14 protein-coding genes and 5 pseudogenes are annotated in these 16,699 nt (G+C 68.6%); 6 read left to right on the forward strand and 13 right to left on the reverse strand.

Annotated features, from left to right (window positions below; translation table 11 throughout):
* Nucleotides 1-237: 237 nt before the first annotated feature.
* From ACIQMX_RS40800 to ACIQMX_RS40845, 10 genes and pseudogenes are all read right to left on the reverse strand, one after another.
* Nucleotides 238-1,045: pseudogene (locus ACIQMX_RS40800) on the reverse strand (IS5 family transposase); the annotation flags it as partial.
* 190 nt (nucleotides 1,046-1,235) lie between these two features.
* Nucleotides 1,236-1,664: a RacP protein gene (locus tag ACIQMX_RS40805; protein WP_402486344.1), complete on the reverse strand. Its 429-nt coding sequence runs from the start codon at nucleotides 1,662-1,664 to the stop codon at nucleotides 1,236-1,238.
* Between the two features lie 3 nt (nucleotides 1,665-1,667).
* A pseudogene (locus tag ACIQMX_RS40810) lies at nucleotides 1,668-2,677 on the reverse strand (DUF6192 family protein).
* 688 nt (nucleotides 2,678-3,365) lie between these two features.
* Nucleotides 3,366-4,499 carry a DNA glycosylase AlkZ-like family protein gene (locus ACIQMX_RS40815; protein ID WP_402486347.1) on the reverse strand — a complete coding sequence of 378 codons (1,134 nt, stop codon included), beginning with the start codon at nucleotides 4,497-4,499 and terminating at the stop codon, nucleotides 3,366-3,368.
* On the reverse strand, nucleotides 4,496-5,767 hold the full coding sequence (locus ACIQMX_RS40820) for an MFS transporter (RefSeq protein ID WP_402486350.1): 1,272 nt from the start codon (nucleotides 5,765-5,767) through the stop codon (nucleotides 4,496-4,498). Before ACIQMX_RS40820 ends, ACIQMX_RS40815 begins: the two co-directional genes overlap by 4 nt.
* Nucleotides 5,764-6,471 carry a hypothetical protein gene (locus ACIQMX_RS40825; RefSeq protein WP_402486353.1) on the reverse strand — a complete coding sequence of 236 codons (708 nt, stop codon included), beginning with the start codon at nucleotides 6,469-6,471 and terminating at the stop codon, nucleotides 5,764-5,766. The genes ACIQMX_RS40820 and ACIQMX_RS40825 overlap by 4 nt, the downstream gene beginning before the upstream one ends.
* A gap of 132 nt (nucleotides 6,472-6,603) precedes the next feature.
* Complete coding sequence (locus ACIQMX_RS40830; RefSeq protein WP_402486356.1) at nucleotides 6,604-7,656, reverse strand: YncE family protein; 1,053 nt, start codon at nucleotides 7,654-7,656, stop codon at nucleotides 6,604-6,606.
* Nucleotides 7,657-7,709: 53 nt separating this feature from the next.
* Complete coding sequence (locus ACIQMX_RS40835) at nucleotides 7,710-8,330, reverse strand: TIGR02466 family protein (RefSeq protein WP_402486359.1); 621 nt, start codon at nucleotides 8,328-8,330, stop codon at nucleotides 7,710-7,712.
* 386 nt (nucleotides 8,331-8,716) lie between these two features.
* On the reverse strand, nucleotides 8,717-9,019 hold the full coding sequence (locus ACIQMX_RS40840; RefSeq protein ID WP_402486362.1) for an ArsR/SmtB family transcription factor: 303 nt from the start codon (nucleotides 9,017-9,019) through the stop codon (nucleotides 8,717-8,719).
* Nucleotides 9,020-9,063: 44 nt separating this feature from the next.
* Nucleotides 9,064-10,023, reverse strand: coding sequence for a YncE family protein (locus ACIQMX_RS40845; protein ID WP_402486364.1), 960 nt, complete (start codon nucleotides 10,021-10,023; stop codon nucleotides 9,064-9,066).
* A gap of 232 nt (nucleotides 10,024-10,255) precedes the next feature.
* Here ACIQMX_RS40845 and ACIQMX_RS40850 point away from each other — a divergent pair, with 232 nt between their 5' ends.
* From ACIQMX_RS40850 to ACIQMX_RS40860, 3 genes and pseudogenes are all read left to right on the forward strand, one after another.
* Complete coding sequence (locus ACIQMX_RS40850) at nucleotides 10,256-10,684, forward strand: VOC family protein (protein ID WP_402486367.1); 429 nt, start codon at nucleotides 10,256-10,258, stop codon at nucleotides 10,682-10,684.
* A 667-nt stretch (nucleotides 10,685-11,351) separates the two neighbouring features.
* Nucleotides 11,352-11,546, forward strand: coding sequence for a hypothetical protein (locus ACIQMX_RS40855; RefSeq protein WP_402486370.1), 195 nt, complete (start codon nucleotides 11,352-11,354; stop codon nucleotides 11,544-11,546).
* Between the two features lie 217 nt (nucleotides 11,547-11,763).
* A pseudogene (locus ACIQMX_RS40860) lies at nucleotides 11,764-12,048 on the forward strand (transposase family protein); the annotation flags it as partial.
* 115 nt (nucleotides 12,049-12,163) lie between these two features.
* On the opposite strand, the gene ACIQMX_RS40865 reads toward ACIQMX_RS40860, so the two are convergent.
* The 3 genes and pseudogenes from ACIQMX_RS40865 to ACIQMX_RS40875 all read right to left on the reverse strand — a co-directional run bounded on the left by ACIQMX_RS40865 (nucleotide 12,164) and on the right by ACIQMX_RS40875 (nucleotide 13,626).
* Nucleotides 12,164-12,343 (reverse strand): hypothetical protein, encoded by a 180-nt coding sequence (locus ACIQMX_RS40865; protein WP_402486372.1) that lies wholly within the window; start codon nucleotides 12,341-12,343, stop codon nucleotides 12,164-12,166.
* Between the two features lie 18 nt (nucleotides 12,344-12,361).
* Nucleotides 12,362-12,628: pseudogene (locus ACIQMX_RS40870) on the reverse strand (group II intron maturase-specific domain-containing protein); the annotation flags it as partial.
* Nucleotides 12,517-13,626 (reverse strand): reverse transcriptase domain-containing protein, encoded by a 1,110-nt coding sequence (locus tag ACIQMX_RS40875; protein ID WP_402486375.1) that lies wholly within the window; start codon nucleotides 13,624-13,626, stop codon nucleotides 12,517-12,519. The gene ACIQMX_RS40875 and the pseudogene ACIQMX_RS40870, both read right to left, overlap by 112 nt.
* 545 nt (nucleotides 13,627-14,171) lie before the next feature.
* On the opposite strand from ACIQMX_RS40875, the pseudogene ACIQMX_RS40880 reads away from it, so the two are divergent.
* The 3 genes and pseudogenes from ACIQMX_RS40880 to ACIQMX_RS40890 form a co-directional block, all read left to right on the forward strand.
* A pseudogene (locus ACIQMX_RS40880) lies at nucleotides 14,172-14,927 on the forward strand (RNA polymerase sigma factor); the annotation flags it as partial.
* A gap of 171 nt (nucleotides 14,928-15,098) precedes the next feature.
* Nucleotides 15,099-15,470 (forward strand): VOC family protein, encoded by a 372-nt coding sequence (locus tag ACIQMX_RS40885; RefSeq protein WP_402486377.1) that lies wholly within the window; start codon nucleotides 15,099-15,101, stop codon nucleotides 15,468-15,470.
* A gap of 531 nt (nucleotides 15,471-16,001) precedes the next feature.
* On the forward strand, nucleotides 16,002-16,699 hold a 698-nt coding region (locus ACIQMX_RS40890; protein ID WP_402486380.1), incomplete at its 3' end, for a transposase.

The following is a 16,699-nucleotide window of genomic DNA, read 5'->3' on the forward strand; positions in this document are numbered from 1 at the left end:
CCCCTCCTGGGGAGTTGAAGAAGATCGTCTTCCTGCGTAACGGGTTCTGCGGGCGGAGGACACGCCAGGTTTGCCCGGCTCGCGTGGGTCCTGGGCGGTTTCGCCGGCGGTCTCGCGGTGGGAGGATTGGCGAGGGTCCGAAGGGCCGGTGGCTTCTGGGTGGCGGTGGTGACCGTCACCGCCGGATTGATCAGTCCCTGTGTGCTTCGCGGGATGCCGGCTGGCCGCTTCTGCGGGAGCTTCGGCGGGTGATTCGCCTGGTCATGAGGGTGATCGCGGCCCAGGTGATGAGCGACTCCGAGTGCTGGATGAGCCGTTCGTAGTCCCGTGCGTGTCTGCGGGCGTGCATGATCCAGGCGTGTGAGCGTTCGACGACCCAGCGCCGGGGCAGAACGACGAACCCGGGGACGTTCTTCGGGCGGCTGACGGTCTTGATCGTCAGGTTCAGGTAGGTCTTGGCCCAGGTCACGAGCTGTCCGGCGTAGGCGGAGTCGGCCCAGACGATGGTGATCTCGGGGTGCATCAGCCGCAGCCGGAACAGTACTTCCCTGGCCGCGTTGCGGTCGGTCATGTCGGCCGCGGTGACCATGACGAACAGCGGCAGGCCCTTGGTGTCCACGACCAGGTGCCGCTTGCGGCCGTTGATTTTCTTGCCGGCGTCGTAGCCGCGGGAGTCCCTGCCGACAGTGTCGGCGGCCTTGACCGACTGGGAGTCGATGACGGTGGCGACCGCTCCGGGCGCCTTGCCCATCTCGCGGCGGATGCGTTTGCGGAGCTGGTCACGGATCTGGCCGACGACGCCGCAGGCGGCCCAGCGGGCCATGAACCCGTAACACGTGCGCCAGGGCGGGAAGTCCTTGGGCAGGGCCCGCCACTTGCAGCCGGTGTCCACGACATAGCGGATCGCGTCCACGATCTCCCGGCGGGGATGCTTCTCGGGACGGCCGCCTGCCTTCGTTTCGCAGGCCGGTGTCGGCAGCAAGGGCTCGATCAGGGCCCACTCGTCGTCCCAGGTGTCGGAGGGATAGCAGCGTCGCCGCGGCAACGTTCCCTCCCTCAAGGACGGGGTGGGGCCCGCCCCCCCCCCGCCCCCCCCCCCCCGCCCCCCCCCGGGGGGGGGGGGGGGGCGGGGGGGGGGGGCGCCCCCCCCCGGGGGGGGGGGGGGGGGGGGTGGGTCCCCCCCCCCCCCCGGCCGGGGGGGGGGGGGGGGCCCCCCCGCCCCCCCCCCCCACCGGTCAGGCATCGGTGAAGTCTGCGATGACGTCGAGCGTGGACTCGACGGAGCTGAGCTGGGTGTTGAGGTGTTTGACCCACCGGCCCTTGGGCTGGAGGGCGGCGTGAGGGGCGACCGTCCCGGTGATGAACCGGCGGATCTCGGTGAGCTTCCCGCGGATGACCGCGACCTCGTATGCCTGGAGCTCGGCGGGGTCGGCGCAGAAGTTGTACCCGTCCTTCCTGGTCCAGATCAGGGGCGGCCAGCCGCGTTCGGTGATGGTGTCCCGCAGACAGGCCAGGCCCGAGCGGGTCTGGTGGGGTGAGAGTTCGCTGGATCTGACCAGCTGGTTGAAGGTCAGACCGGCCGGGCGGGCCTCGAAGAGCACGAACCGGACGGTGTCGGCGTGTCGCTGGGCGGCGGGTGATCTGCGCTCGGAAGCGCGAGGCATCGCCTACTCGCCTTGCAGCAGCTTGGCCAGCTCGCCGTCGACGTCGACCTTGCCGGTGTCGACCGCGGTCTCGATCCAGTCCAGCGTCGCCCGTACGCGGGCGACGTTCTCGTGAACGATGGTGCGCTCATCGTCGCCGAGCTGGCGGTCGCGCAGGCCGGGGACGACGCGGCCGGCGGCCGCGACGAAAGAGTGGCAGGCGGTTACCAGGTCCAGGAACTCCACCGACCGGTCGATGTTGCGAATGGCCGGGGCGACGGGGCTGCTCTCCTCGAAGTGCTCGCGGGCCTGCCGGCCCCGCTCGACCTGGGCGTGGTTGACCTGGTGGCGGGCGGTGTCGTCCGACATCGCCCGGAAGGCGACGTCCGGCCTGCGCAGCAGGCTCGTCGCGGCGGTGGTCGCCACCGACTCGTCGCGGGTGAACTCCTCCACGACCCGCACCTTCTCCTGCTCGGGCACTTTCGCCGCGACCGTCGGCCGCTTGAGGAAGTCGGTGGTCACCGCCGCGGCGACGTCCTCGTCGCGCGCCAGGGTGTGGATCGCGGTGATCTTCTCCTGCGGGGTGACGGGGTTGACGACCTGCCGGCCGACCCGCCGGTTGGCCTCGTCCGGTGTCCACCGGCTCTTGCCCTCGGGCGGGGTGAGGATCGTGGCCCACCGTTCCTCGTCGTCCACGATGGACGCCATAATCTTGTGGACGGTGAACGACACCCCCGACACCCGGCGGTTCTCCGGCCACTTCGACGCAGTCCACCTCGCGGACCTCACCTGCGAGTACGACAGCCCGATGTCCTCGGCGAGACGGAACAGGGAGTCCTGACCGTGAACAGCTCATCGCCTCGCTCCTGGCCGCCGGCCTCGCGCATCGGCTCGACTTCGAGTGCACAGTCGCCGATCGTGAACTGGATCCGGCTGGACGTCTCGACCAGTTTCCGCAGCTCAGCGACGATCTCCCCGTAGCGGTTCGCGCTGACACTGCCGACCTTGTCGGATATCTCGATCTCTTCGGGCACGGCTTCCACCACCCACCGCGGACCGGTGCACGGCCAAGCAGCCGTGGCGAGACCCGGCTCGCTTCCCGACCGAGAGTCGGACCGGAAATACGACGATCACAACGGATGACCGTAATTGACCAGGTTCTGACTGGAGTTGGGATCCAGATGCGTTCGCGATGCGGTCACTGTGACCGTTCGCCGAACGTTTCCTTCCGGGCCCTCCAGGCCCTCGTGACGCACCGCCGCGAGCAGTAGACCGCGTTCGAACGGCGGTCCACCCCGGCCACCCAAGTCGCCCCGCACTCGGGGCACTCGACCCTGCCGACGCCACTCAACTCCGCGGCCACCCGCTTGCGCAGCCTGCGTTCCCAGCGCCACTCCCTGGCCCGACATACTGCCGAGCAGTACACGGCGCCGGGCCGTGCGTCCGGCCGCAACCGTTCACAGCAGCCCCCGCACATCCGTTCCCCGGCCTCGCCGGCGTCCTCGGACACCCAGCCAGCCTAGGGCCCAAAGCTACTCAAAGCCGAGGATCGAAAACAGGCACTGAGCTTCCTCGGACTTGGTCAAAGCCTGCCACTCACGCTCGCGCACAGGTCATCCGGCGCGATCCACGGCGAAGTCCCCATGCCCGAATTGGCGGCGAGGCGCTGTGTCCTTTTGCACGTCTTCCAGAACGGTGGAGGGCCGCCCTGGGGGTGGGTGGTCAGGATTCTGGTGTGCTGGGGGTGTTGCCCGGCATGCCGGTCATGGTGTTCATGCGGGCGTATGCCTCGCTGAGGAGTTGTGGTGTGTGGAGCGGGGCTGAGGGTTCCGTGGTGGTGCGGTGGCTGGTGAGGGTGTGTCCGGTGCGGGTGAGGTCTGCGCGGGCGATGAGCCGGTCGTTGGCGAGGAGGTGGCAGACGTAGTAGCCGTGGAGGCGCTGGTGGGCGGGTTTGTAGGCCTCCAGCGTGTGAGTGAACCCGAAGAGGCGCTGGGTGCGGGGTCTGTGCCAGATCAGGTTGTCGAACGGTCCGAGGAACTGGGGGTGGCTGTCGGGGGCTCCTGGGGCTGTGAGGGCGTCGGGATGTGCCCAGGTGGCTTCGTTCCAGCCGGAGACAGAGGCGGGAAGTAGCGGGGTGTGGGGGAGGAGCGGTGTGGCGGTGCGGGTGGGGATGCGGAGGTAGTCGGCGAGGTCGCTGGTCGTGGCGATGCCCAGGGCCCGCCCTGCGTGGGTGAGAAGGGCGGTGAGGCACTCGGCATCGGACTGCGCGTCAGTGCTCAGCTCCGCGGGGAGGTGGCGTTCGGGGAGGTCGAGGAGCCGGTGCCATCGCGGGGTGCGCCGGACGCAGATGAGGTCGCCTGCCCACAGCATGAACTCCACGGAGTGTTTGGCCGCCCCCCAGGACCAGCCGCTGCTCGCCCGGTCGCCGGGCTGGCGCAGTTCGTGCTGGGTGAGGGGGCCGCGTTCGCGGATCAGGCTGAGGATGCGCTCGCGCTCGGCGGGTTCGGGGTACTCGGGCCGGCGGCGGGTGGCGCGGCGGCGGAAGGCCCACAGGGGCCAGTCGTTGAGCGGGACCAGGGCGTGGGCGTGGGCCGGGTACTCGAAGGCCACGGGTGGGGTGGTTCGCAGGCCGGCGTCGACCGTAGCGGTGGTGGCGTGGGGGAGACGGCTGGTGAGGGTGAGCTGGTGGGCCCGGGCCAGGACGTTGATGGAGTCGAGCTGGATGATCCGCAGCCGGTCCAGTACTGCCCCGACGGTCGGTTCGGGCAGGAGGGGGTGGATGCCGCTGGCGGCGATTGCCAGGCGCCGGGCCTCCGCGGGGGACAAGGTGATGACGGGCCTTTGCCGTGGGGTCATGTTCCGGCCGGTACTTCGCCGTGTGCGGCGGCTTCTGTCGCGCCGGTGGCCGCGGGCTTGGGTGCGGGCAGGAGTGCGGCGGTCAGCAGGCCGAAGGCGGCGCAGCCGGTGAGGACAGTGAGGGCGGTGGTGAAGCGCTGCTGGGCGGCGAGCGCGCCGATCACAGCGGCGGTGATGCCGTTGGATACGTCAGTGCTGGCGGCGACCCAGGTGTTGGCCTCGGTGCGGACGTCGTCGCTGGCGTGAGCGTCGACCAGGAGGAAGGCACTGATGAACAGCGGGGGGACGAACAGCCCGGACAGGACCAGAAGGGCACCCAGCGCCCAGGGAGGCCGGGCGGCCAGGAGGAAACACGCGGGGAGGGCGAACCCTGCGGTCAGCAGCCGGTAGAGAGCCCACAGGGGCAGCCGGCTGGTGGGAAGAACAGCGTAGAGCAGGCCCCCGATGACACCGCCGGCGGATGTCGCGGCGAGCAGGGGTCCGATGAGGGCGGTGGAGTGCTCGTGCTGGCTGTAAGCGGGAACGTACACACCCATTCCACCGAAGAGACTGCCCATGAGGAGCAGCGGCAGCATGATCATGACGATGCGGGGCTGGGCGAGGGGCCCCAGCCACCGGTGCGCGCGCTGCGCCGCTCTGGCGCGCACCGGAGCGGCCGAGGGTCCGGTGGGGGTGAGTCCGTAGGTGCGGGCGGCCGTCAGGTAGAGCGCGATCACTGCCAGGAACAGGGCGGCGGCGCTCTCGTAGGCGGCGACGGGGCCGAGGAACGCGATCAGGCCTCCGGCCGTGAGCGGTGCGGCGACGAAGCCGGCTTCCTCCAGGATGCTGTCGGCCGAGTGCACAGCCTTCAGGTCCTGCGGGCTGGTGACCAGGCGGCGCCACGAGGAACGCAGCGCCGCGTTGAGCGGCGGGCTGCTCATGTTCGCTGTGAGGGCGAGGAGGAGGGTGGTCCACCAGGGCCAGCGTGCGGCGACGCTGAGGGCCGCCGCCGCGGTCAGGACCATCGCGCAGGCGCCCATGACCGGGAGTGCGTGCCGGTGTCCGGCACGGTCCAGGAGCCGGCCGCGCAGGGGAACGAGGAGGGCCAGGACGAGGGTGGTGCTGCCGCCGACCAGGGCGGCGCGGCCGTAGCCGTAGCGGTCGGCCAGCGCGAGGAGCAGAGCGATGGGCAGGACCGCGGCGGTGGTGCGGGCGGCGAAGGCCAGGGCGAGGAGCGGGCCGACAGGCCGGCGACCCAGCACAGCGAAGGCTTTGCGGGTGAACATCATGCCTGCGCACCTCCCGTGCCGTTGTTGGCAGGCCGTTCGGGTTCGGTGGCGGCGGTGGCGCGCAGGGTGTCGGCGTGGAGCAGGACCAGGCGTGCGACGGCCTGGCCGCGGTGCAGGGTGACCGGGCATGCGGGGCGTACGGCGATACTCATGCCGCCCCGGGCGGTCATGGCGTTGACGGTCTTCGCGGAGATCACGCCCAGCGGTACTTCGAGTCCGGCCAGCGCCAGCGGCATGACCATGAGGAACGTCTGTTCCGGAATGCGGGCGGACCAGCCCAGTCTCCACTCCACCGTCCCGTGCCCGTTGGGGACGAACATGCCTTCCCAGGCGCCGTCCTGGCCGCGGTAGTCGCCCAGGTGAAGCCAGTCGGCGTCCTTCGTCGCCAGCCAGTCCTCACCGCGCTGCCACAGTCCGGAGCGGCCCAGCCGGTGGCCGACCTGCCGGATGTTCTCCTGGTCGGGGACGGCGATGCCCAGGTCTTCCAGCGGGCTCATCGTCACCTCGATGGGAGAGCGGACGGTCCACCCCAGCTCCTGGCCCAGAACCCACGGCGGGCAGTCGGCGGGCAGGCGCGGGATGCGCAGGTAGCGGAACGACTGTGCGTAGGCGTCGCGCTCGGCGCGCGCCCCGGCCCGGTCGAACCGGGGTTTGTCCGGCACGACCGCCCACGGCTGGAGGGCACGGAACATCACATCGGCCACGGGGTTCTGCTTTCTGACGGCGGCAAGGGACGGGACCCGTCCACGTGCGCTGGGGCGTGGACATGGGGAATCAGGCGGGCAAAGCGAAGGGGGCCGGGGACCGCGGGGGCGGTCTCCGGCCCCCAGCGGGGATCAGGCCTGGGCTTCTGCGCGTTCGAGGCGCCGCTGGCGCTCGTCGGCGGGCAGGCTGTCGAGGTCGAACATGGTCACGGAGCAGGGCCCGTACCCGACGTAGATCTCCTCGTACTCGAAGACCCCTTCGTCCCGGTCCAGCGGAGCCGACTTGAGGTCGACCATCGTCAGAGAGTTCGGGGCGAAGTCGGGGTGGCCGAGCATCATGTTGGCGCGGGCGAAGTTCGTGATGTAGACCGTCTCGTCCGCGGGGTCGACGACGAGGCCGCGCGGGCCCGGGCCGACCGGAATGCTCCGCGTCACCTCCAGGGTCTCCACGTCGACGACCACGATGCTGCTGGTGTTCTCCACCGTCAGCAGCGCGAACCTGCCGTCGTCGGTGAAGGCCACCGCCCGCCCGCCGCTGGAGCCGACCGGAATGTGGGTGGTCTCGTCGGTCTCGACGCTGATGACGGTGAGGTAGTCCGCCTGGGTGTTGGCGACGAAGACGCGACGCCCGGACGGGTCGATGGCCAGGCTGTAGGGGTGCGCTTCACGGTTGACGGGGATGCGGGCCAGCTCCGTGACCTGTTCCGGATTCCCGCCGGCGCCGCTGAGAGCGCTGATGTCGAGCTTGCTGACGTAGCCCTCGCCCCACACACAGACGTAGGCCACCTGTCCGTCAGCGGTGATGCCCATGTGGCGCGGGTCGCGGCCCGTCGCGATCTGGAGGAGCTCCACGTTCAGCTCGATGTCCACGACCGAGACCGAGTTCGACCCGGAGTTGGAGACCAGCAGGTAGCGCTCGCCCGGCACGATGCCCATGCCGCGCGGCCCGTGCCCGACCTCGATGCGCCGGACCTCCTTGAGCGTGACCGCGTCGATCTCGGAGAGCGTGTTCTGGCTCGTGTTGCACACGAAGCCGCGGCCGTCCTTCGTGAACTTCACCCCGCCGCGGGGGGCGTTGCCGATCGGGATCTGCGCGACGGTCCGATGCTCGCCCGGACCCGTCTTGGCCACGACCGAGACGACACCGTCGTCGGTGTCCGTCGAAAACAGCTGGATGTTCCGCATGTGGTTCCCTTTTCTCCTGGTGGGTTTTTCCTGGCGGCAGAAAGTTCGGGGGGTCAGTCGAGAACGTAATTGAGATTCCAGGCGATAGAGATACGCTTCGACTCTTCATGAAAAGTGGGAACAGAATGACGCAGCCACCCGGGAAAGATGACCAGCTCGCCCGGCTTGCACGTGATCCGGGTACGGTGGCTGTCGCCGGCCAGAGAAATGCCGGAGTCGAAATAGTCGACGTTCGGCCTGGGGTCCAGGAAATTGATCTCGCACAGGTTCGGCGCCGTTACGTAATACACCGCCGACAGAGCAGTGTTGGGATGGAAGTGCGCCTCGTGCCGGTCCCCGGGACGGTAGACCGACGCCCAGCTGCGGCTGGCCGCCACCCGCACCTGCCGCCCTTGGGTACCCTCCTCGCCCTCCAGGCCGGCCGACCGCTCGAATGCCTCGGACAAGGACAGGCCCGTCAACGACTCCACGAACCGGCCTGCAGCCGCACACACCCAGCGAGTCAGCCGCACCGCCGGCTCACCGCCCCATCGGACCAGTTCACCCGCCGTCTCCGTCTTGTACCCGAAATCCTTCGACATTGCCCCCGGCCGCTGAAGGATCCGCTCCGTCAAAGGAGCAGCCACCTCGTCCGCGTACGGAAAGAGCATCCGGGCCACCGGAGTGGAAAACATCTGAGAAACCGTCACCTTCGCAACAGCCCCGACAGGCTTCTCCGCATCCCTGTGCGCCACACCCTGAACAGGCATAGATAACCCCATCGTCCAGGCGTGCCGGCCTCGCAGCGAACACGCTTTGAAGAACGGGCAATAGTCTGTTCCCCAGCCAATCCCCCTGGCAAGCTATTCGAGCATGCTCTAAAAGGGCGCACGCCCCGTGCTACCGAAAGACACTATGAAGCGCCCCCGGCACGGAATCTGAACAACCAAATAAACGCCCCGACGGGAACTCCTTGGAGTGAAAACGAACACGCCCCCGCACCAGCAATCCCCACCTGCCCCACCTGCCCCATCAGCCCCCACGCCGGAAGACCCGGCCAGGGCCGACAAGCGCTCACGTCTCAGCGCCCGGCGCCGCCGACTCCGCTGAGCAACACTTCGCCCAGAGCGGCGAGAGCATGATGCACACCACCCCCGCTGCGCCGGGTGGTGATCAGCCCCGAACTCCTCAGGACTGTCGTGTGGTGGGAGATGGTCGCCGCCGACACTCCGATGCCCTCGGCGAGCGCACTGGTGGTGCAGTGCGGCCGTTCAGCCACTATCAGCAGCACCGCCGCACGAGTGGGCCCCAGAAGAGCAGCCAGCGCACCGCGGTCCGGATACTGCCCGCGGTTCAACGACCGCGGCCCGGGAGGGCCAGCCATGCGTTCCGCCTTTCCGTCATCGCCGGGCGGGGGACAGGGAAGAGTCAGGGGCCGGGCGCCAGGCAGCCAACCACCGCGACGCTGCTCGGTGCCCCGCCGGCCTGCACAGTCTCGAACTGCGGCCACCCCTCCTCGGTGGACAGGTCCACACCATCGAGATGGATCACCGCAATGTCCCCCGACAGGGGGCGCGGGCAGTACACGGTCTGATCATCCGGATCGACCACGATCCCCGAAGGGCAGGTTCCGACCGGAATGGTCCGGGTCACCGACCACTCCAGGAGGTCCACCACCGCGATCACACCCGCGCGTTCCAGCGTCACCAGCGCGAACCCCCCATCGACCTCCACCGCACCGCTCGGACTGCCGGGCCCGGACAGGGCGACCTCGGTCATCACCCGACCTGAGGCCAGATCAATCACCGGCAAACGGTCCGCCGTGCGGCACAACACCAACGCCGGCCCCAGGCTCGTCGGCAGAAGAACACGCGGCTGAGCATGCGCGCCAAGCACGGTGCGCCAGGCCACCGACACCGAACCCGAGCGGCCGGACTGAAGACCGGTCAGGTCCAGAGCGCAGACGGACCCCGCTCCCTGCTCGCAGACATACGCCACCCGGCCGTCCCGCGCCATCACAACCTGCCGCGGCTCACGACCCACCGCCACGCGGCCCATCTCCACGCCGGCACCGATGTCGATGACGGAGATGGAGTCGGACCCCGCGTTGCACACCACCAGAACCCCGTCAGGGGCAAGGGCAAGACTGCTCGGAGCCCAGCCGGCCCTGATGCCGTTCAGCAGCCGGCGCCGGGCCAGATCAACGACGCCGACCACGTTCGACACACGAGAGGCAACGAACACACGTCCCTGACCGTCCTCAACCACCGATACCGGCCCGGAGCCGCAGCCGACCTCTCCGGCCCCCAGATAGGAGGAAGCTCCGCGTTTGACCACGAGAGCGAGACGGCTCTTGAGCGGATCCACCGCACACAGCAGCTCTGACACCACACCACGCCCTCCCGTCGGCGCGCCTGGGCCACTGCACGCAGGCCCCGGCCTGAACCAGCACAGACGGGCCTACCACCATGAATCATTCATCAGTCACCTAAAGGATGAACTGTCTTGATTGCTCTCCTATATGACTGATCGAGAGACCTAGAAGGAAACATCGCATTCCGGTATACCCTGCCCACCCAGCCCAACCTGCCCCGCCCACCACCCCAGGAAGCCCACCACCATGCCCCACACCACCAACGCCCCCACCCCGCCCCCCGCAGGAACCCTCCACCACGTCGAAATCTGGGTCCCAGACCTCCCACGCGCCACCACCGAATGGGGCTGGCTCCTCGAAAGCCTCGGCTACACCCTCCACCAGACCTGGGACAACGGACGCAGCTGGCGCCTGAACCACACCTACCTCGTCTTCGAACAATCACCCGCACTCACCCACCACCAACACGACCGCTGCGCACCCGGCCTCAACCACCTCGCCTTCCACGTCCCCACCACCGACGAAGTGGACGCCCTCACCGAAAAAGCGATCAGCAACGGCTGGACGCTCCTCTTCCCAGACCGCCACCCCCACGCCGGCGGCACCCACCAGCACGCCGCATACCTGGAGAGCACCGACCGCTTCGAGATCGAACTCGTCGCCGCCCAGACATAACCACCGCCGGCGCCGCGGCTCCCACGGCCCTCGCTTGATTCGGGCTCCGGATCGGTCTCGGTGCTGGCAATCAGGATGGCCTCGGTGGTCCGGTTGGACGGATCTCCGACCGCGATGGCCCTCGCGCAGCCGGCCTCTAGCCTCACCTCGCCGTACCTCCTCAGCCCCACGATTCCCTGGGCGGCCCGGAGCCGGTAGAACGCGTTGACCTCCAGCAGCTGGTCGACGACAGCCCGGCAGGCGTTGCCCCTTCGGATGCCTGAGTGCGGCACCAGATCGGAGTGCGAGTTTTCAGGGAACCGAGTCGAGGGTGCGGCCGACCTTGACGTGGATGTCCGCAACCCGACCACTGCCGTTGACCAGCGGGCCAGCACGAACGAGTGCGCGGCAGCGGCAGCAAGGTCTCGGCTTCGAACGCCATCATCGGGGCGGCTCCCCCGAGAGGCCGGGACACCATCGCCACCGCCCTCAGTCTCACGAACCCTGACTCCCGCACCCGCCTGCACCGCTACGCCCGGCGCGCCTGAGCCGGCCCCCCTGGCTGCTGGGAGTCGTTCGTTGGCAGTGGGCCGCGTCCGAGGGGCTTGGTCGTCGTTGGAAGAGCGTGACGAATTCAGCTCTGAATCCAGATGACTTCTCCGACGCTGTGCTCGCCCGGTGCCCAGGGATGTCGGAGCGCGATGCGGCGAGGCTGCGGGTGAAGGTCCGCGAGGGCCTTCAGGGGCATCCGGTGGAGGAATGGAAGGCCCGGTTTGCCGACGTGATCATTGATCACCGGCACGAGGCGTTCGCGAAGCCGTTCTTCGGGCGGTCGGTGGCGCGGGGCAAGCAAGAAGTGCGGGCAATGACCAGTGGTGGTTGAGCGTTCCTCCGCATGTGGTTACGGAGGGGACAGAGAGCGTTGTCAGGGTGGCCACTGATCGGGTGACGGGCAGGTGTGGGGTCGGGGTGCGCAACGGACAGGGCCCCCGTGCCGTTGAGGCAGGTGTTCGACGCCTCAACTCAGCAGTACAGCAGTCCTGTTGGTTCCCTAGCCTGCCGCACTCGACCTGCCCCACGCCCTGGTCGAGTGGGTCACGATGCTCATCGTCACCCGCGAGAGTGACCGGCGGTGCAAACTTCCGCCGCACCGCCGCGCGCTGATCGCACTCGTGTACCTGCGCCGCCACGACACCCTCGCCCAGATCACGGGAGCCTTCGGTATATCCGGCGGCACCGCCCACGCCTACGTCACTGCAGTGACCGGCCATCTCGCAGAGCAGGCGCCAGGCCTGCTGAAGACGCTGCGCGCGCACGACCCGGACTGCGTTCTCCTCGACGGCACACTCGCCGAGTGCCACCGCGTCGGTGACGGCAGGGCCGATTGTTGAGTCGACACGGAGCGCGGTGCCGGTGTTGCCACCGGTCCGTTTCTCCGTGCCGCTCGCCGAACCCGGCGTGCGGCTCTCAACGCACCGGACTCTCCACGGTCTCTGCCGTTCAAGCGTGCTTGAGTTTCCAGGGGTTGGGGATCGTGTTGCCCTGGTATCGGTAGCGGGTGACCGCGGTCGAGACCATGGAGAACAGTTCGATCCCGTCCGCCGAGAGCTTGTGCCACCGGCCGTTGTGGTCGGTGAAGCGCCGACGGACGTCTTTCCACTTCCCGCGATGCAGCACCATCCACCAGCTGGTCACCCGTCGCCACACGAACTGGTCCAGGGCTTTCAGCGTGGTCTTGCATACCGCGTGCTTGAAGTAGTTAACCCAGCCGCGCAGAATCGAGTTGATCCTCTTCAGCGCGGTCCCCGGGTCGTGTTGCGACGTCCTGTTCGTCAGGGCACCGCTCTTGTCCTTCAGTTGCTGGATGGGCCTCTTGGCGATGAAGGTGTAGACGTACCACTTGTTCGAGCCTCGCTTGCGGCGCCACTGGATGTGAAACCCAAGGAGGTCGAACCCGTCCGACAGTGCACGATCTGAGTCTTGGCCGGTGACAGCCTCAGCCCGAGAGGGTGCAGTACGTCGGCGATGTCCTCGCGCAGGCGGGCGACGTCGTCACGGCTACCGTCGACCAGGACGACGAAGTCGTCCGCGTAGCGGACGATGCGCCAGTTCGCGCGGCCGTGGAGACGATGGTGTGCCCGCCTGCCTCTGATGGACATCCTCCCGCCCGGCTCCCACGGCTCCATCACGTGCTCGTCGAGCGCGGACAGGGCGATGTTCGCCAGCAGCGGGGAGAGGATGCCGCCCTGCGGGGTGCCGATGAAGGTCTCCTCGCGGCCGCCGCTCTCAGCGAGGACGCCAGCCTTGAGAAACGCCTTGACCAGTCGCAACACGCGCTTGTCCTTGACTCTCGCGCGCACCCGGTCCAGAAGGGCCGTGTGGTCGATGGAGTCGAAGCACGCCTCGATGTCCGCGTCCAGTACCCAGCGATAGCCGCTGGTGCCGTAGCGGTGGATCTCGGCGATCGCGTCGTGTGCGCGCCGCATGGGCCAGAAGCCGTAGGAGACCGGCAGGAAGTCGGCCTCGAAGATCGGTTCCAGCACCAGCTTGAGAGCTGCCTGGACCACCCGATCGGAGACGGTCAGGATGCCGAGCTTGCGAACCTTCCCGCTTCCGCCGGGCTTGAGGATCTTGCGTTCGCGCACCGGCAGCGGGCGGAATTCACCCGTCTTCAGTACGCGTTGCAGGTCCTCCAGGTAGCCCGGGAGGCCGAGTTTTTGCTCGACGTTGACGACTGTGAGGCCGTCGACGCCCGGGGTCTGGGCTCCCTTGTTTCCTGCGATCCGTTCGAACGCCACGAGCAGCGTCGCCGGGGCGCATACGAGGTTGAACAGATCGTCGAACCTGCTGCCATGGTCAGCTGCCGCCCAACGGTGAAGCTTGGTCTGCATCCCCGATACCCGCTGGTGAGACCCCAGCGAGGCCTCGGGAGCACTACTGTTCAGCGGTGCGTCTTTCGGCATTGCAGCCTCCTTCCCTTCTCGAAACCGCTGCCGCCCTTCCCCATGTGCCGGGCTCTCCCCGGCTCGGAGTACTACGGCGGCTCCGCCCCGTCCCGGCCAGATCGGCCGACGGTGGGCCCTGCCCTCCGCCTGAGCTGGATGCGTGGGAGGAGGGCGGAACCGGGACGGTTCCCGTGTTCGCTCGTTGTTCGATCGTCGGAGTAGGAGCCCGGCTATGCCCCCGCGGCCTCGCCACGGCTACCCCGCAGCACTTCACCGTGGCCTCCGCGCGCGGCAGGAATAGACCACCCGGGAAGTTCCCCGCTAGCCGAATATCCAGCAGGGACGCACCGCATCCAGCCCTCATCCACCAGGTTCGAGCTGGCGTGCCTTAAGGAGGCGTAGACGCCGGTTCCTCGCGTACTCCTCTCCGTCTCGCTTGCCGGACCCGCGCCATCTGGCAGTAGAGGCACGTCCCGGCTTTGTCGGGGCTGCTTCCCACCCTCTCCGGCACCTCCCGGTTCAAGCTGCCCCCAGCTTCAACCGCCCTGCTGCGACGGGACGATGCCGCGACGCCGCTGCGCCTGCCGCAGCCGGCGGACCGGGCCGAACGCCTGGAAGCGGTGCTCCATGTGCTGTACCTGGTCTTCAACGAGGGCTACACCGCCACCGCAGGCACCGATCTGACCGCGCCTGCCCTGTCGGCCGAAGCGATCCGGCTCACCCGGCTGCTGCACCGCCTGCTGCCCGACCACGCCGAGACCGCCGGACTGCTGGCCCTGATGCTGCTCACCGACGCCCGCCGTGCCGCCCGCACCGGGCCCGACGGCGCCCTGGTGCCGCTGGCCGAACAGGACCGCGCCCTGTGGGACCGCCGGCTCGTCACGGAGGGCGTCGACCTGATCAGCCGGACCCTGCCCGAGGGCCGGGTCGGTCCGTACCAGCTGCAGGCGGCGATCGCCGCCGTCCACGACGAGGCCGATCACGTCCACGCCACCGACTGGCCGCAGATCCTCGCCCTGTACGACCTGTTGGAGCACCTCGCGCCGAACCCGGTCGTCACCCTCAACCGCGCGGTCGCCGTCGCGATGGTGCACGGCCCCGCCGCCGGGCTCGACCTGCTGGCGACCCTGGACTCCGACCGGCGCACCGCACACCACCACCGCCTGCTCGCGGTCCGCGCCCACCTCCTGGAACAACGCGGCGACCACGACGCGGCGGCTCACGCGTACCGCGAGGCTGCCCGGCGTACCAGCAGCACACCGGAGCGACGCCACCTCACCGCCCGCGCGGCCCGCCTCACCCACGGCCGACAGGACTGAAGAGCCGACGGACTCGAGTGTCCTGTCCCAGATAGCTGTGGGCAGGCGGAGGCTCTGAGCCGCAATGCCTACGGTTGAGTGGGACGGGTCGGCGGTCGGTGTCCCGCTGAGCCGTGGGCAGCCGCCTTTAGGGTGTTTATCGGGGAAGTCCACCGATCGCTCGGAGATGCCATGCTCATGCAGATGAAGTTGGTTGCGATAACGCTCGATTGCTCTGATCCGCTGGCTCTGGCGGCGTTCTACCAGCAGGCAACCGACCATGAACTGCACCCGAAGTCAGATGCCGACTTCGCGGGTCTCAACGGCGAACACGGTCTCCTCATCGGTTTTCAACGGGTCGACGATTTCCGGGCTCCGAGCTGGCCGGGCCAGATCGTTCCCCAGCAGCTCCATATCTGTTTCAAGGTCGATGAGGACTTGGACGTGGCCGCGGCCCGGCTGCTGGAGTTGGGTGCGGGCAAACCGGACCACCAGCCGCATGGCGATAGAGCGCGGGTCCTCACCGATCCGGCTGGGCATCCCTTTTGCATCGTCAGAAGCTGATTGAGGGGTTCAGGAGGCCTCGGTCGAGGCAATGACTGCTCTTCCGCGTACCGGTCGATGCGGCGCACTACCGTGGGGCACTCCTGGCGAGTCCGACGAGGGCGGGACCGGGAAGAGGAGTGGCGACGGGCAGGCGGCGTTGGAACTGGGGGCCGCTCTGCCTACAGATAACAGGGACAACGGTCCTCTTACCCACAGAAGCGGGACTGCCCACATATCGCTGGGACCGGGCATCGAGCACCGCCGTGGTGCACGTTCAGCTGTACCTACCTCTGCACTTTCAGGGCTCTGGCAAGATTTTCGTAGCCGGAGATCATCGCGGTGCCGCGGTCGGCCGGTCCGTAGGATGGGCAGCCTGTGGCTGTGCTCTGTCGAACTGGTCAGCTTGTTACCGCAGTTGTCCGATGTGCAGGTGGTCTCGATTGAGGTTTCCGATGCGGTGGTAGCGGTCCGCGCTCGCACGAGATCCGGTGAACCAGCGGGCTGCATATCAGGCTCTCGCGGGTCGCCGTCTTGTCCCAGCTGATGCGGGTGTCGCTTCCACCACTGGTCACGCCCCGGGTCCTGGGGGTCGACGACTTCGCTCTTCACGGCGGCACCTACGGCACCCTCCTCGTCGACGCCACCACCCGGCTCCCACTCACCCTCTGGGCAGGACGTGACGCGGAACAGCTCGGGCGCTGGCTGCGCGAGTATCCGGGCGTCGAGGTCGCCTGCCGCGACGGCTCCCTCACCTACCGGCAGGGCATCACAGCCGGCGCCCCGGAAGCCGTGCAGGTCAGCGACCGCTTCCACCTCTGGCAGGGCTTGTCCCGCCGAGTTCAGGACATCGCCTCTGCCCACCGCGGCTGCCTGCCAGCAGCCCTGCCGCCGGTCAGCGAGGACGATCGCCCGCCGGCCGAGGAGACAACCGAGAACGCCGCAACAAACAGCCGGGCCGGGCGCCATGCCCGGAGCCTGTTCGAGGCGGTCCAAGCCCTGACCCGCACCGGCCGGAGCCACAGCTCCGTAGCCCGTGAGCTCGGCTTGGATCGTCGCACCGTCGGCAAGTACGCCCATGCCCGCACCTGGCAGGAGGTCATGCGCCGGCCGCCCCGCAAGCCCTCCACGCTGGACCCCTACCTCGACTACCTGCGACAACGCTGGGACGAAGGACAACACAGCGCGAAGATCCTGCACGAAGAACTACAGACCAAGGGCTACCTCGGTCACTACCAGCGCGTGAAGAT

Origin of the sequence: Streptomyces sp. NPDC091416, from assembly GCF_044756845.1 — a bacterium.
Taxonomy (GTDB): Bacteria; Actinomycetota; Actinomycetes; order Streptomycetales; family Streptomycetaceae; genus Streptomyces.